16 protein-coding genes are annotated in these 13,450 nt (G+C 65.0%); 7 read left to right on the top strand and 9 right to left on the bottom strand.

Annotated elements, in window-relative coordinates:
• Positions 1-42 precede the first annotated feature (42 nt).
• From ftsE to BTJ49_RS04665, 7 genes are all read left to right on the top strand, one after another.
• The gene (gene ftsE, locus BTJ49_RS04635; protein ID WP_113064203.1) at positions 43-723 is read left to right on the top strand and encodes a cell division ATP-binding protein FtsE; all 681 of its coding nucleotides are present in this window, start codon (positions 43-45) and stop codon (positions 721-723) included.
• Positions 723-1,679, top strand: a complete 957-nt coding sequence (ftsX, locus tag BTJ49_RS04640; RefSeq protein WP_113064204.1) for a permease-like cell division protein FtsX — start codon at positions 723-725, stop codon at positions 1,677-1,679. The genes ftsE and ftsX overlap by 1 nt, the downstream gene beginning before the upstream one ends.
• 25 nt (positions 1,680-1,704) lie before the next feature.
• Positions 1,705-2,553, top strand: coding sequence for a response regulator (locus BTJ49_RS04645; RefSeq protein ID WP_113064205.1), 849 nt, complete (start codon positions 1,705-1,707; stop codon positions 2,551-2,553).
• Between the two features lie 19 nt (positions 2,554-2,572).
• A complete protein-coding gene (gene ung, locus BTJ49_RS04650; protein WP_113064206.1) occupies positions 2,573-3,283 on the top strand; it encodes a uracil-DNA glycosylase in 711 nt (236 codons plus the stop codon).
• Between the two features lie 118 nt (positions 3,284-3,401).
• Entirely contained in the window at positions 3,402-4,259 is an 858-nt protein-coding gene (gene rpoH / locus BTJ49_RS04655; RefSeq protein ID WP_113064207.1) for an RNA polymerase sigma factor RpoH, read from the top strand.
• A 264-nt stretch (positions 4,260-4,523) separates the two neighbouring features.
• A complete protein-coding gene (locus BTJ49_RS04660) occupies positions 4,524-4,919 on the top strand; it encodes a TonB-dependent receptor (protein WP_113064208.1) in 396 nt (131 codons plus the stop codon).
• Positions 4,920-5,084: 165 nt separating this feature from the next.
• Entirely contained in the window at positions 5,085-6,956 is a 1,872-nt protein-coding gene (locus tag BTJ49_RS04665) for a family 43 glycosylhydrolase (RefSeq protein WP_113064209.1), read from the top strand.
• 25 nt (positions 6,957-6,981) lie between these two features.
• Here BTJ49_RS04665 and BTJ49_RS04670 read toward each other — a convergent pair whose 3' ends face one another.
• The 9 genes from BTJ49_RS04670 to BTJ49_RS04710 form a co-directional block, all read right to left on the bottom strand.
• Positions 6,982-8,157: a DUF2235 domain-containing protein gene (locus tag BTJ49_RS04670; protein ID WP_168184665.1), complete on the bottom strand. Its 1,176-nt coding sequence runs from the start codon at positions 8,155-8,157 to the stop codon at positions 6,982-6,984.
• 98 nt (positions 8,158-8,255) lie between these two features.
• Positions 8,256-9,095 (bottom strand): trypsin-like serine protease, encoded by an 840-nt coding sequence (locus BTJ49_RS04675; protein ID WP_168184666.1) that lies wholly within the window; start codon positions 9,093-9,095, stop codon positions 8,256-8,258.
• An 84-nt stretch (positions 9,096-9,179) separates the two neighbouring features.
• Positions 9,180-10,340 carry a glycoside hydrolase family 18 protein gene (locus BTJ49_RS04680; RefSeq protein WP_113064212.1) on the bottom strand — a complete coding sequence of 387 codons (1,161 nt, stop codon included), beginning with the start codon at positions 10,338-10,340 and terminating at the stop codon, positions 9,180-9,182.
• Between the two features lie 68 nt (positions 10,341-10,408).
• Entirely contained in the window at positions 10,409-10,789 is a 381-nt protein-coding gene (locus BTJ49_RS04685) for a VOC family protein (RefSeq protein WP_113064213.1), read from the bottom strand.
• Between the two features lie 86 nt (positions 10,790-10,875).
• Positions 10,876-11,277: a DUF6869 domain-containing protein gene (locus tag BTJ49_RS04690; protein WP_113064214.1), complete on the bottom strand. Its 402-nt coding sequence runs from the start codon at positions 11,275-11,277 to the stop codon at positions 10,876-10,878.
• A gap of 4 nt (positions 11,278-11,281) precedes the next feature.
• Positions 11,282-11,683 (bottom strand): hypothetical protein, encoded by a 402-nt coding sequence (locus BTJ49_RS04695; protein ID WP_113064215.1) that lies wholly within the window; start codon positions 11,681-11,683, stop codon positions 11,282-11,284.
• 69 nt (positions 11,684-11,752) lie between these two features.
• Entirely contained in the window at positions 11,753-12,304 is a 552-nt protein-coding gene (locus BTJ49_RS04700; protein ID WP_113064216.1) for a YdeI/OmpD-associated family protein, read from the bottom strand.
• A 49-nt stretch (positions 12,305-12,353) separates the two neighbouring features.
• Positions 12,354-12,755: an MAPEG family protein gene (locus BTJ49_RS04705; protein ID WP_113064217.1), complete on the bottom strand. Its 402-nt coding sequence runs from the start codon at positions 12,753-12,755 to the stop codon at positions 12,354-12,356.
• A gap of 190 nt (positions 12,756-12,945) precedes the next feature.
• A complete protein-coding gene (locus BTJ49_RS04710; RefSeq protein WP_113064552.1) occupies positions 12,946-13,431 on the bottom strand; it encodes a VOC family protein in 486 nt (161 codons plus the stop codon).
• Positions 13,432-13,450: the final 19 nt, after the last annotated feature.

Consider the following 13,450-nt stretch of genomic DNA (forward strand, 5'->3'; position numbering starts at 1 on the left):
CGGGCACGGTATGCTCGCGTTTTTGCAGGCAACGCGGCGTCCGTGATCCGTTTCGACCAGGTCAGCAAGCGCTATCCCACCGGCCAGGAAGCCCTCAGCGGGCTGTCGTTCCATGTCGAGCCGGGCGAGATGGTCTTCGTTACCGGCCATTCGGGCGCGGGCAAGAGCACATTGCTGAAGTTGCTGGCGATGATCGAGCGCCCCACGCGCGGCAGCGTTACCGTCGACGGCCGCAATCTGGCCACGGCGCGCGCCAGCGCGATTCCCAGACTGCGCCGCAAGCTGGGCATGGTGTTCCAGGATCATCGTTTGCTCATGGACCGCACGGTGTTCGCCAATGTCGAACTGCCGCTTGTGATCGCCGGCATCGCGCCGGCCGAGCGCGCCCGTCGGGTGCGTGCGGCGCTGGAAAAGGTCGGGCTGCTGGCCTACGAGAAACAGGCGCCGGCCCTGCTTTCCACGGGCGAACAGCAGCGCGTCGGCATCGCCCGCGCCATCGTCGCCAAGCCGCCGTTGATCATCGCCGACGAGCCGACCGGCAATCTCGATCCGCGGCTGGCCGCCGAGATCATGGGGTTGTTCGACCAGTTCCAGAAGATCGGCACCACGGTGCTGGTGGCCAGTCACGACCTGATGCTCATCAAGCGCACGCGCAAGCGGGTGTTGGTGCTCGATCATGGCCGCCTGGTCGATGATGTGCCGGCGACCGAGGTGATGGCCTGATGGCGCGTGCGCAGCGCGAGCCGGGCACCGCGCGCACTCGTCCGCGTCGCGTCGCGGTCTGGGGCGAGCAGCATGCCTGGGGTTTCATAGCCAGCCTGCGGAGGCTCACCGGACGTCCGCTGAGTACCCTGCTGACCGTCACGGTGATGGGCTTCGCGCTGGCGCTGCCGCTGACCTTCGCGCTGTTGCTGGGCAATCTGCAGCGGCTGGGGTCCGCGCTGGGCCAGACCCAGGCCATCAGCGTGTTCATGCAGACGGATGGTCACGCCAGCGATGCCAAGGCGCTGGCGGACAAGTTGCGCGGGCGCGACGAGGTCGATGCCGTCGACGTGCGCACGCCCAAGCAGGGCATGGCCGAGCTGGCCACCATGCAGGGCTTCAGCGATGCGTTGAAATCGCTCGACTACAACCCGTTGCCCTACGTCGTGGTGATTCGCCCGGTGGCGCACATCGATGCCGACCAGGCCGCGAAGTTGATCGCCTGGCTGCGCACGCAGCCGGGTGTGGATCAGGTGCAGGACGATGGCGCATGGCGTCAGCGTCTGGATGCTCTGCTCGCGGTCGGCACACGCGCGGTGCTGTTGCTGGCGGTGCTGCTGGCTATCGCTGCGCTGCTGGTGGTCGGCAACAGCGTGCGCCTGGATATCCAGGGGCGCAGTGACGAGATCGCGGTGCTGCGTCTGGTCGGCGCCAGTCCGGCGTTCGTGCGTCGCCCCTATGTCTATGCCGGTCTCTGGTACGGTCTGGCGGGCGGCGTGGTCGCCACCCTGCTGACGCTTCTGCTGGAATGGGCGTTGGCCGCACCGGTGGCGCGTCTGGCCGCAAGCTACGGTGGCCGGCTGGACTTCGGTGGTTTGCCGTGGGGGCTGCTCGCGTTGGTGCCGGTGCTGGCCGCGGCGTTGGGTTGGCTCGGCGCGCGGCTGGTTTGTGCGCGACAATTGCGGCGACCGGGATGAGTCGTACACATACACGGGGGCATGCATGAAGGGCGACATCAGTCGACACATAGCCAGCGCGGAACCGCGCGTCATGGTGGTCGACGGTTCGAAAGTCGTACGTCGGCTCATCGAACAGGTGCTGAGCAAGGAGTTGCCGGAAGCGACGGTGGTCTGCTGCGGAAGCGGTGAGGAAGCGCGCGCGGCGCTCGAGGATGGCGTGGTCGATTTCGTCACGGTGTCCCTGCGGCTTCCAGATATCGATGGTATCGAGTTGGCCCGGCACATCCGCGAACAGGTCACGCAGACCTACGTGCCGATCGTGGTGATTTCCGGCGATGTCGACCAGCGCCTGCGCGATCGCAGCCTGGGCGATGCCGTTACCGACTATTTCGACAAGTCGCTGGGCTTCAAGGCCCTGGCTGACTTCATCCGCGGCTACGTGCGCCCGGACGATCAGGCCGAGGGCGAGGTCCTGTATATCGAGGACAGCCGCGTCGTCGCCCTCGCCACGCGACGCATGATGGAGAAGCACGGCCTCAGCGTGTTGCACGACATCAGCGTCGAGGACGCGCTGGCGCGGCTGGAGACGGCCAAGGTGCAGGGCCGCATCGGCGCCGATGTGGTGTTGACCGACGTCACCCTGAAAGGCGAGCTGACCGGCGGCGACCTGCTGCGCAAGCTGCGCGGCGAATACGGCTACAACAAGGGGCAGCTTCCGGTGCTGGTGATGACCGGCGACGACAACCCCGACAAGCAGGCCGAGTTGATCCGCGCCGGCGCCAATGACCTGGTCGAGAAGCCGGTCGAGGAGCGCCTGCTGATGACCAAGTTGCTGTTCCAGCTGCGGGTATCGCGCCATCTGCGCGAACGGGCTGCGGCCACGGCGGAGTGAACCGATCAAGGATGAAGCGATGAGCGAACTGCGACTGGAACCCTCCTGGAAGCAGCGCGTGGGCGACTACTTCCAGCGACCGGACATGCAGGCGCTGGGGGACTTCCTGCGCGCCGAGAAGCGCGCCGGCAAGGAGATCTATCCGCCCGGCGGGGAAATCTTCGCAGCGTTCGACCACACGCCGTTCGACATGGTGAAAGTCGTGATCCTGGGCCAGGACCCGTATCACGGTCCGGGCCAAGCACACGGCTTGTGTTTCTCCGTCCGTCCCGGCGTGCCGGCGCCACCCTCGCTGGTCAATATCTTCAAGGAAATCGAGAATGATCTCGGTATCCCGCGTCCGGATCACGGTTGTCTGACGCCCTGGGCCGATCGCGGCGTGTTGCTGCTCAACACCGTGCTGACGGTGGAACGCGGCCAGGCCGCATCGCATCGCGGAAAGGGCTGGGAAGGGTTCACCGACCACGTCATCGATGTGCTGAACCAGGAGCGCGAAAACCTGGTTTTCCTGCTCTGGGGCAGCCACGCCGGCAGCAAGGCGAAGCGCATCGACAGCCGGCGTCACGGCATCCTGCGGGCACCGCATCCCTCGCCGTTGTCGGCGCACCGCGGCTTTCTCGGCTGCGCGCATTTTTCCCGCGCGAATCAGTACCTGGAAGCCCACGGCCAGACGCCGATCGACTGGTCGCTGCCGCCGCTGGAAACGCTGCGACAGACCGCCACAGATTGACTTTGTCTGGACTTGGTGTACTATTAAGTACAGTTATGCGGCGCCGGAACTTTCCCGGCTCCTTAGCACTCCAACCTTTAGAGTGCTAGTCTGAACGTTCCTCAGGAGGTTCGAGTTCATGAATCAGGCCCTGGTTGCCAACAATCTGCCGATCCCCAGTGTTGCCGGCAGCCTCGACGCGTATATTTCCGCGGTGCATCGCATCCCGGTACTGAGCGCCGAGGAAGAGCAGCAGCTGGCCGAGCGCTACCACGCCGAGGAAGATCTCGGCGCGGCCAAGCAGCTGATTGCCGCTCATCTGCGCTTCGTGGTCCACGTCGCGCGCGGTTATTCTGGTTACGGCCTGCAGCTGGCCGACCTCATTCAGGAAGGCAACATCGGCCTGATGAAGGCGGTCAAGCGGTTCGACCCCGACCACGGCGTGCGCCTGGTGAGCTTCGCGGTGCACTGGATTCGTGCCGAGATGCACGAGTTCATCCTCAAGAATTGGCGCATCGTCAAGGTCGCCACGACCAAGGCGCAGCGCAAGCTGTTCTTCAACCTGCGCAAGAGCAAGAAGCGTCTGGGCTGGATGAACGCCGGCGAGGTCAAGACGGTGGCCGAGGAACTCGGCGTGCCGGAGAAGACCGTGCTGGAGATGGAATCGCGCCTGTCCGGTCGCGACGTCGGCTTCGACGCGCCGGTGGATGCCGATGACGATGCGCGCCCGTCGCCGTCCACGTTCCTGATCGACGACAACGCCGATCCGTACCAGAACGTGGCCGACGCCAGTCAGGCCGAAAGCCGCCATGACACGCTGTCCGAGGCGCTGCAGGATCTGGATGACCGCTCGCGTGACATCATTCAGCGCCGCTGGCTGACCGACGACAAGGCCACGCTGCAGGAACTGGCCGATGAATACGGTGTTTCCGCCGAGCGCATCCGCCAGATCGAGGCTGCGGCCATGAAGAAGATGCGGGGCGTGTTCGCCGCCTGAGCGCGCGGACTCGATACCACATCCGAACGGCCCCGCATCGCGGGGCCGTTTTTTTATGCTCGAGATGTTTGGCTGACCCGCCTGGTATGTGCGTCGCACGGCCCGAGGACTAGGCCGAATTGCGGACGCTACGCGTCGACAACAGTGCTATCGTCGCCAGCAGCGAGACAAGGGTGCTCTGGACTCGCTGGATCGGCAAGGGCGTTACACGGCGGGACCGGGCGATGGTCCGGTCCCATGACGGGTTGCCAGCATGGGGGCGCTATGAACTACGACAGAAAGTTTCTGCTGTGGGCGCTGGGTTTCGCGGTGTTCGGTTTGTGCGTGGGCATCTACATGGCGGCATCGAAGAATCACGGTCAGCTGGTGGCACACGCGCATATCCTGCTGGTCGGTTTCGTGGTGTCGTTCATCTACGCCATCATCCACAAGCTGTGGCTGACCACGCCGGGACGCTGGATCGCACGCATCCAGTTCTGGTTGCACATCGTGTGCGCCGCGTTGCTCTCCATCGGACTGCTGCTGCTGTACGGCCACATGTATCCGGAGACTGTGCTCGAGCCGATCCTGAGTCTGGGCTCGATCGGCGTGCTGCTGGGGATGCTGCTGATGGGCGTGATGGTGCTGCGGTCGAGTCGCGCCGGCACTTCGGCGACGTAGCGCCGCGTGTCCGGCTGCAACGGGGCCGGACGTTCCTGTGCCGATGGTTCGGTTGCCAGGGGCGTGCCGGCTGTAGGAGGATGACTGTCTTCCCCCGCCCGGTCGCGACTGGGCGTATTTCCTGCGCGCCGGGCAGCGGCGCGCCGCTGCTCCCGGTGCCTCGTCATGCCCCTGCGCAAGTTCGAACGCTTTTTGATTTCGCAATGTAAACGTTTACATTGCGGCCTCGTTGCGGGGCTTCTGCTGGCTGCGCCGCTGGCGCATGCCGTGTCGCGGGCGGCTCCGCCGCGCGCCACCTACGCCAATCCGGTCGATATCGACTACCGCTACAACTACGAACAGATGAACCGGGGCATTTCCTACCGCACCGGCGCGGATCCGGCGGTGGTGCGCTTCAAGGGCGCCTACTACTTGTTCCAGACCCTGGCGGATGGCTACTGGCGATCGACGGACCTGGTGCATTGGCGCTTCATCCAGCCCGATCGTTGGCCGTTCCACAGTGAAGTGGCGCCCGCCACGCTGGTCGCCGATGGCAAACTGTTCCTGATGCGTGCCTCGATGCGGCCGCAGCCGTTGCTGTTCAGCACGAATCCTGCGTCGGGGCACTGGTCGTTCTGGACCCGCTGGTTGCCGATGGTGCCGAAGACCACATGGCCCGGTAAGTCGATTCTGCCGGGACGCCTGCCGTCCGGTCCGTGGGACCCCGGTCTGTTCCAGGATGATGACGGCAAGGTGTACTTGTACTGGGGTTCCTCCAACGTCCATCCGCTCTACGGTATCCAGATGAATCTGGCGCTGGACAAGGCATCCGAGGGCGAGGGCAAGCGCGTCACGTATCCCGGCGATCCGGTGACGCTGATCAAGCTGCATCCGGCCCAGCACGGTTGGGAGCGCTTCGGCCGCGATCATTCGAACACCACCATCGCGCCGTACATCGAGGGCGCCTGGATGAACAAGCACGGCGGCCACTACTACCTGCAGTACGCCGCGCCCGGCACCGAGTACAACGTCTACGCCACCGGCGTGTACACCAGTGACAAGCCGCTGGGGCCATTCCACTACGCACCCTACAACCCGATCGGCTACAAGCCGGGCGGTTTCGTGCAGGGTGCCGGTCACGGTTCCTCGTTCGAGGACGTGCACGGCAACTGGTGGAACACCGGCACCAGCTGGATCGGCACCAATTGGACCTTTGAGCGGCGTATCGGCCTGTACCCCGCCGGCTTCACCGCCGATGGTCAGATGTGGGTGAACACGCGCTTCGGCGATTTCCCGCACTACATGCCCGAGCACAAGCTGAAGCCGGGCGAGAGTACCTTCACTGGCTGGATGCTGCTGTCCTATCGCAAGCAGGCGACGGCCTCGTCGCAGATCGCCGATCACCCGCCGTCACTGGCGACGGACGAGAATCCGCGCACCTTCTGGGTGGCGGCGAAGAATGCGCCGGGACAGACGCTGACGGTGGATCTGGGCGGTCCGCGCACGGTGCGAGCGGTGCAGGTGAATTATGCCGATTACAAGGCCGGCCGCTACGGCGACGCGCCGGACATCGTCACGCGCTTTCGTCTGCTGGGTTCGGCGGACGGCATGCACTGGCACACCCTGGCCGACCTATCGAAGAGCCGACGCGGTCGCGCTGATGCCTACCTGCCGCTGAAGCACGCCCAGACGCTGCGCTACATCCGCTACGTGCACATCCATGTCGGTGCGAAGCATCTGGCCATCGCCGACCTGCGTGTGTTCGGCAACGAGACCGGCCCGCCGCCGCCCGCGCCGGTGCTGGTCTCGGCCAGGCGGCTGGCCGACACGCGCGATGCCGAGATCACCTGGAAGCCGGTGCCTGGCGCGGTCGGCTACAACGTGCGCTGGGGACTGGCGAAGGGCCGTCTGTTCGAGACCTACCAGCGCTTCGCGGACAAGCCGACGAAGCTGAAGCTGACCTCGCTGAACAAGGGCGTGCGCTACGTGGTCGCGGTGGAGGCGTTCGACGAGCGCGGTGTGTCGACGCTGTCGAAGACGATGGTGCTCGAACCCTGAGCGCGCGATACGGGAACGCCGCAGTTCAATCCGCGGCGAACGCGTCGTGGCGCTGGCCGGATTCGTCGTAGGCGACGTCGGGCAGGTTCGGCGGGCGGTAGCCGGGGTCGTCGCGCATGCGACGGAATACCGAGCTGTGGATGGTCGCGCCTTCCTCGATGAAACGGGGCAGTGGGCGCGGCGAAAAGCGCCAGTGCGGCGTGTAGCGACCGCTGGCGGCGTCACGCAACCATTCGCGACGCGGTGCCCACTGGGCCAGTTTCCAGCCGAGGCGGTCCAGCGCATCGTGCATCGGTCCCAGCGCATCCGGCGGCGGATCGGCAAGCACCTGTGCGCGTTGCGCAGGGTCGAGCTGCAGCCCGCAGGCCTGCGCCTCGTCCATCATCCAGGCCAGGGCGATCTTCGCCAGTCCGCTTTCCGTGCGCGGGTAGCCGCCGCCGACATCCGCATGCGCGCCGACGAACCAGATCTGCTTCACATCCGTGTCCGTATTTGACGAGGACCACAGATTGGTGCGGAAGAACTTGCGGCGTTCGTCGATGGAGACGGCATGGCGCACGGTCCGCACGCTGGGATTCCAGCGCGTGTACGGAAGCTTGAACGGGTTGTAGATCGAGCCGACGCTGGACACGGTGTCCCAGACGCCGAGGAAATGGATCGGTGGTGTGATCGAGAAGGTGTCGCGGAATTGTTCACACAGTGGCAGGTGCAGGCTGCGGTAGACATGGGCATCGGCTTCGGCGCGGTCGTTGCGCTTCTTGGCCTGCACCGCTTCGCGCCGGAACAATCGCATGGCGTACTCGGCGAGATTCGGGTTGTAGGTACGTAGCAGACCGCAGACGTGGATCAGCGCCGCCAGCACACGCGCCGTGTAGGCTCCGCGGCTGAAACCGAACAGGTAAATGCGGTCGCCCGGCCGGTAATGCTGCATCAGGAAGTCGTAGCACAGGCCGACATTGCGAGTGAGACCAAAGCCGAATGCCGATCCCAGCAGTTGCGTCACGCGCCTGCTGATTGGCGTCAGCGCGCCGGTGGCAGCGAAAGTACCGACACCGGGATCGTAGAACGCCAGTTGCTGCTGCGCATCGCGCGCCGAGGCCGCCAGCAGGCGGATTACGTTGGTGTTGTGCTCGCCGAACTGGTTGTTGGTGCCGTCGCAGAACACCACCAGATTGCGCGGCGGATTCGAGGGTGACTCCATGTTCGGCATCGGTCGTCCCTGTCTGATCGCGGTGCGCCAAGGCCCGCGTTCGCCGCAGCATAGCAGCGGACGGCCGCGCGCTCATGCGCGGGCGCGGGTCACCGGGAGGGGGGCTGAGCGTGGGCCGCGAGGGTGCGATTGATCCAGTCCGCGTAGTACGCAATGCGCGAGTTGGAGAACGTCTGTCCGCAGACGCCGGCGCGGAAGGTGCGGGCGCCGGGCGGCCAGTGCTTCCAGTCGGCCAGGCCGGCGAGTTTCCATTCGCCCCGCTGCCGGATCAGTACCGGGCCGCCGCTGTCGCCGTCGCCGAGCACGCCTTCCAGCGGCAGCGCCTGCTTGCCGCAATCGAACCGGTAGTCGAGCCACTGCACGTGGGCGCGGGTGATGCGGTTGTAGGCTCGGCGCAGCTCGCCGCGGTGCGGTGCGTGCGGATACTGGCCGACCCGGCCGTCGCCGGTCGCGCCGGCGCCGAAGATCTGCACGACCTTGCCCGTTTCGTCGCGGTCGCGGTACAGCGTCAGCGGGCGCACATCCGTGACCGGCTTGCGCAGATGGACCAGCGCGATGTCGTGCATGCCTTCGAGGCCGGCATGCAGTTTTTTCCAGTGAGCCAGGGTCGGTTCTTGGGCCTGTTTCCGGAATGCGGCGAATTGCTGCTTGAAGCCCGGATAGGTGATCACTGCGTCGACCGTGCGCCATGCACTGTGGATCCACACCCGTTTCAGGTCGTAGCCCAGCGTGGCGTGCCCGGCCGTGACCACCCATTGCGGCGCGATCAGCGCGCCGTGCCCTTCGCCGGGCAGGTTCACCAGCGCGGGCAGGGCGTTGCGCTCGACGCGGTAGCGTGCGTCGGGCACGCCGGGTCGTCGCACGATGGCGAGCGCAGCGGTCGAGATCGCGAGCAGGGCGACGACGATCAGGCGTGCAATGGGCTGCACAGGCTTCTCCGTGTGCGGGAAAGGATCACCTCCCATCCTAGGATGCGGGCGGTCCGACTTCATATGGCGGAAGTCCGTCTTCAGTCAGGGCCGTGCTTTCGGTGTGCGAGGGCTGGAGGCCGGCGAGACGGGCCCCTTCAGTTCGTCGGTCAACGCGTGCAGCAGTTCATGCGTCGGATCCAGACTCTGTTCCCAGTACATGATGCCGCCGAGACGGTGTTCCTTCACGTAGTCGGCCTTGGCGCGAAGCGATTGCGGATCGTCGTAGGTGATGAAGGTGCGCGTGCGCGGGTTCCAGAGATAGGGCGCCTGCGCGCGGGCGTCCCAGTAACGGGTGAAGCCGTTGCGGTCGATGTAGCCGGTCTTTAGTTGTTGCCAGTCGAAGGTGCCGAGAAAGGAACCATACGGCTGGTAGCGTCCGCGTTCGCGGTCGCGCACATCGGTGAAGGCACGGGCGTAGAACGCCGCGCCGAGCATGATCTTTCTGGCGGGTACGTGGGCGGCCAGGTACTGGCGTACGGCCTTGTCGGCGTAGCGATCGGTCCGCGCGGTCGACACAGCGGAGCGGTACAGGCCGGCGTGATGCCCGGTGGTCGGCGTCATGCTGTTGTTGAAGTCGTAGGTCATCAGGTTGATCCAGTCCAGCAGGCGTGCGATCGCACGCAACTGGACGTGATCGACGAATGGGCCGTCGGCCAGGGCGGCGGTCAGCAGGAAATGCCGCGGATCTTCCGGATGCGTGCGCGAGGCGTGATCCATGGCACGGCGCAATGCGCTGAGCAGAAGGGTGAAATGCACGCGGTCGCTGTCGCGGGCCTTGATACCCGCGCTCGCGTGGCCGGGATATTCCCAGTCGACGTCCAGGCCGTCGGCGTGGACGCGTTCCAGCAGGGTCACGGCGCTGTCCGCAAAACGCTTGCGCGAGGCAGGCGTCATCGCCGCATCCGAGAATCCGTCCGCGCCCCAGCCGCCGACCGAAATCAGCAGCTTCAGTTTCGGGTTGCGCTGACGCAGCGGCTGGAAACGGGCGAAAGCATCGGTGTGCTTGGCGTCGAGCACGACTTCGCCGTTCTCGACCTGTGCGAAGGCAAAGATGATCGCGTCCAGGCGCGAGGCTTCGATGTCGGCCGGGTCCGTCTTGATGGTCGCGTATCCGACCACGCGCGGCGGTGGCGCGGGCTGGCATCCGGAGAGCAGCAGCGCCAGGCCGAGCAGGAGCAGGGCGACGAAGGAAGACTTGAGCATGCGCGGGGACTCGGTGCGCGGGATCTTCGGCCCGCGGTTCGGGTGAGTAGGGTGCCGGTGGATGGCGTTCAATCTTTCACGCGCCAGGGCGGGTTCTTGCGGTTTTCGCCGGCATGGAACAGGCACAGCTCGTTGCCTGAAGGGTCGCGCAGGCGCGCCTCGCGCCACAGCCAGCGCTCGTCCGTGGGTGCTTGCTGGAACACGAATCCGGCTGCCTGCAACCGTGCGACGCGCGTATCCAGATCCGTGCATTCGAAATACACGACCACGCCGCTGTCGCCGACCGGACGCTCTGTGCGGTGCAGCGAGAACGTCGCGTCACCATCGGGGCAGGCGAAGCGCGCGTAGCGCGGCGGCGAGTGCACGATCAGGGTGAAACCCATGTCGCGGTAGAAAGCCACGGTGCGTTCGAAGTCGGTGACTGGGAGGGTGATCTGATTGAGGTTCACGCAAAGACTCTCCGAAGCCTGTCAGCGGGGTGGTGCTGCGAGTATGGCGGAGGTATTCATGCGCCGATGCATAGCCGACAGCGCGATTACCAACGATGCCGTAGATACTTGGCCAGTCTGGCACGAATGTCTGGCTCACAGCGTCGGTACCAAACGCCATTGAGCAGGCGTCGAAATGGAGGGCGTTGGCGGGCAAGCGTCTCGATTTCATCGATGACGGCAGGGCCGTTCATGACAAGAAGGTCTTCGAGTGGTCCGGCAGCCAGCACGGCCAGGAGGTCGTTCGGTGAGGAGGTGTCGATGCGTTCGAGTATCTCGAGAATGACTTCGAGGCAACGTTTCGGCTCTTCGCGTGGAAGCGTCCAGTCCAGCGGCGAGTCACCCACATCTGGACCGATGGCGGGAGTTTCAGGCCCCGACCAGAGATGGATCCAGGCTTCGGCGATCTTCGCGCACGAGCCTTCTGCGCCATCGGGCGAATGCGTCATCGAATCAGTTTTTCTTTTTGCGCCTAGGGAAGAAATGCGTCAGACCCATGAGCAGGCCGAAGCCGAGAAAAAGCCACCCGAACAAGTCGTCGTCATAGGCATAGAGATAGCCCAGGCCGAGCGCAATCAAGGCCAGGGAAGCAAGTGGCTGCACATAGCGCTGTGCTCGATATAGCTGGGCGTTTCCCAGGGAGGCGAACTGGACTTCGGTCAGCTTCTCGGCGAATGCCGCATGTTCCTGCGAGCAGGCGAGACTGTGTTCCGCTTTGATGGCGCAATCGCGACATACGCCGCGCGTGCAGACCTTGCATAGTCCGACGGCATGCTTTCCTTGATGCGCAAAACACTCCATGAGGAACTCCTGGTACTGAAGATAGTGCCGGCCGATGGTGAGGTCGAATGGCAAGGTGCGAATCGCAAGTGTGCATGTTCAGGGCAACGACTGCACACGGGCCATGACGGGACTTGAGAAAATTCAGTCCGCCGCCTCGGGCGCGCTGAATTCCTTGCTGTAGAAGCCAGATCGATCGAAACAGCACACGCGCCGCTTGCCGGAAGCCAGCATGTCGCAGGCGTTGGCGATCCGGCGCGCGCGCGTTTCTTCGCGCTTGGCGGCGGTGATCCAGTGCAGCCAGTCCCAGCGGCCCGCACAGGTGATGTCGGCCCAGGCGGCCTTCGCCTCGGGCGCATCGTAGAGCGCCTGACGCACATCCGGCGGCAGCCTAGGTTCGGGTGGCGTCGGGTCGGTGGTGATGGCCAGTGTGACGGATTCGCCTGGTATCGCCTGCGCGCGCTTGCGCAGTGCAGCGCCGACTTTCAGCCAATGGCCTTTTTGTCCGTCGGGTTCCAGTGTGGCGCGGAACGTGGCGCCGTTGATCGTGCCTTTCACGAATGCCTGTCCGCGGGTGGGGAGCTGTGCGCTGGCGTCCCTGGGCAAGACCAGAAAGCTCCATCGGTCCCCCTTCTCCGCGTGCCTGGGTCGCAGCAGCGTCGCTTCGAAACGGATGGTGGGCGTGGTGTCGGACATGGCGATGAAGAGGTTCGTGGAACACGGCTCTGCGGACGGAATGCTGGCTTCAGTGCGGCCAGAGCATCAGCACGCGTATCCATAATCCTACGGCAGCGAGAAAGTTGACGGTGAACACCAGACCGCGCAGGCGAATGTTGGGGATGAGGATCTGCACGCCGCTGTGCAGCAGGCGTCCGGCGACGAAAATCCAGGCCAGCCACAGTGCCCACGTGTCGACGGCGTGCAAAGACATCAACAGCAGGCATGCGAGGTGGAAGAACAGGGGCCATTCGAACTGATTGGAGAGATTTGCGCTGATGCGCGGTTCGAATGCGGTCCAGGAAGGCAGGTCACGGCCCCGCCGGCCCACACCCCAGACGGCGGGCGCGCGGACGGCGGTCAGCAAGAAGTAGAGGAATGCGGTAAGCGCCACATGGGCGGCCATCGGGAGGATGAGCGAAGGATTCATCGGATTGCCGTATGCCTGCGTGGAGGGCGTCGCCGTGGTCGTGCATGCGTCGACGTACTTCAGAGCCTACAGGTATGCGCATACCGCATGCGCGGCACGGGTGTTCGACGAGATCGGTTTCTGCGCATGCAGTGCGGTTCGCGGCGTCGTCGTACGGATTCGGATGTGCCGCATGCGACGGCCGGGCATCTCAAGCGCGGCGTGCAGCCTCGATCAGGGCGATGTCGATCTTGCGCATCGTCATCATGGCGTCGAAGGCGCGTTTGGCGATGCCGGGGTCGGCGTCGGTGATCGCATCCATCAAGACCCGCGGCGTGATTTGCCAGGACACGCCCCAGCGATCCTTGCACCAGCCGCAGTCGCTTTCCTGGCCGCCATGGTCGACGATGGCGTTCCAGCAGCGGTCGGTTTCTTCCTGGTCCGTGGTCGCGACCTGGAACGAAAACGCCTCGCAGTGCTTGAAGTGCGGTCCGCCATTGAGACCGAGGCAGGGGATGCCCATCACTGTGAACTCAACCGTCAGCACGTCGCCCTGCTGTCCGGAGGGATAGTCGCCGGGTGCGTGATGCACGGCATCGACCGAGGAGTCGGGGAATGTCGCAGCGTAGAAGCGCGCGGCCTCTTCCGCCTCACCGTCGTACCACAGGCAGACCGTGTTCTTGGCTTGCTTGGCCACATGCACCTCCGATTACCAG

The sequence above is a fragment of the Oleiagrimonas sp. MCCC 1A03011 genome (assembly GCF_003267965.1).
GTDB classification, from domain to species: domain Bacteria; phylum Pseudomonadota; class Gammaproteobacteria; order Xanthomonadales; family Rhodanobacteraceae; genus Oleiagrimonas; species Oleiagrimonas citrea.

Coding starts and splice junctions, on each gene's coding strand:
- BTJ49_RS04700 (WP_113064216.1), bottom strand. CDS start 12,304: ATGTCCGACACCACGCCCACCATCCGTTTCGAAGCGACGCTGCTGCGA.
- BTJ49_RS04645 (WP_113064205.1), top strand. CDS start 1,705: ATGAAGGGCGACATCAGTCGACACATAGCCAGCGCGGAACCGCGCGTC.
- BTJ49_RS04670 (WP_168184665.1), bottom strand. CDS start 8,157: ATGGAGTCACCCTCGAATCCGCCGCGCAATCTGGTGGTGTTCTGCGAC.
- ung (WP_113064206.1), top strand. CDS start 2,573: ATGAGCGAACTGCGACTGGAACCCTCCTGGAAGCAGCGCGTGGGCGAC.
- BTJ49_RS04680 (WP_113064212.1), bottom strand. CDS start 10,340: ATGCTCAAGTCTTCCTTCGTCGCCCTGCTCCTGCTCGGCCTGGCGCTG.
- BTJ49_RS04690 (WP_113064214.1), bottom strand. CDS start 11,277: ATGACGCATTCGCCCGATGGCGCAGAAGGCTCGTGCGCGAAGATCGCC.
- BTJ49_RS04665 (WP_113064209.1), top strand. CDS start 5,085: ATGCCCCTGCGCAAGTTCGAACGCTTTTTGATTTCGCAATGTAAACGT.
- BTJ49_RS04660 (WP_113064208.1), top strand. CDS start 4,524: ATGAACTACGACAGAAAGTTTCTGCTGTGGGCGCTGGGTTTCGCGGTG.
- rpoH (WP_113064207.1), top strand. CDS start 3,402: ATGAATCAGGCCCTGGTTGCCAACAATCTGCCGATCCCCAGTGTTGCC.
- ftsX (WP_113064204.1), top strand. CDS start 723: ATGGCGCGTGCGCAGCGCGAGCCGGGCACCGCGCGCACTCGTCCGCGT.
- BTJ49_RS04705 (WP_113064217.1), bottom strand. CDS start 12,755: ATGAATCCTTCGCTCATCCTCCCGATGGCCGCCCATGTGGCGCTTACC.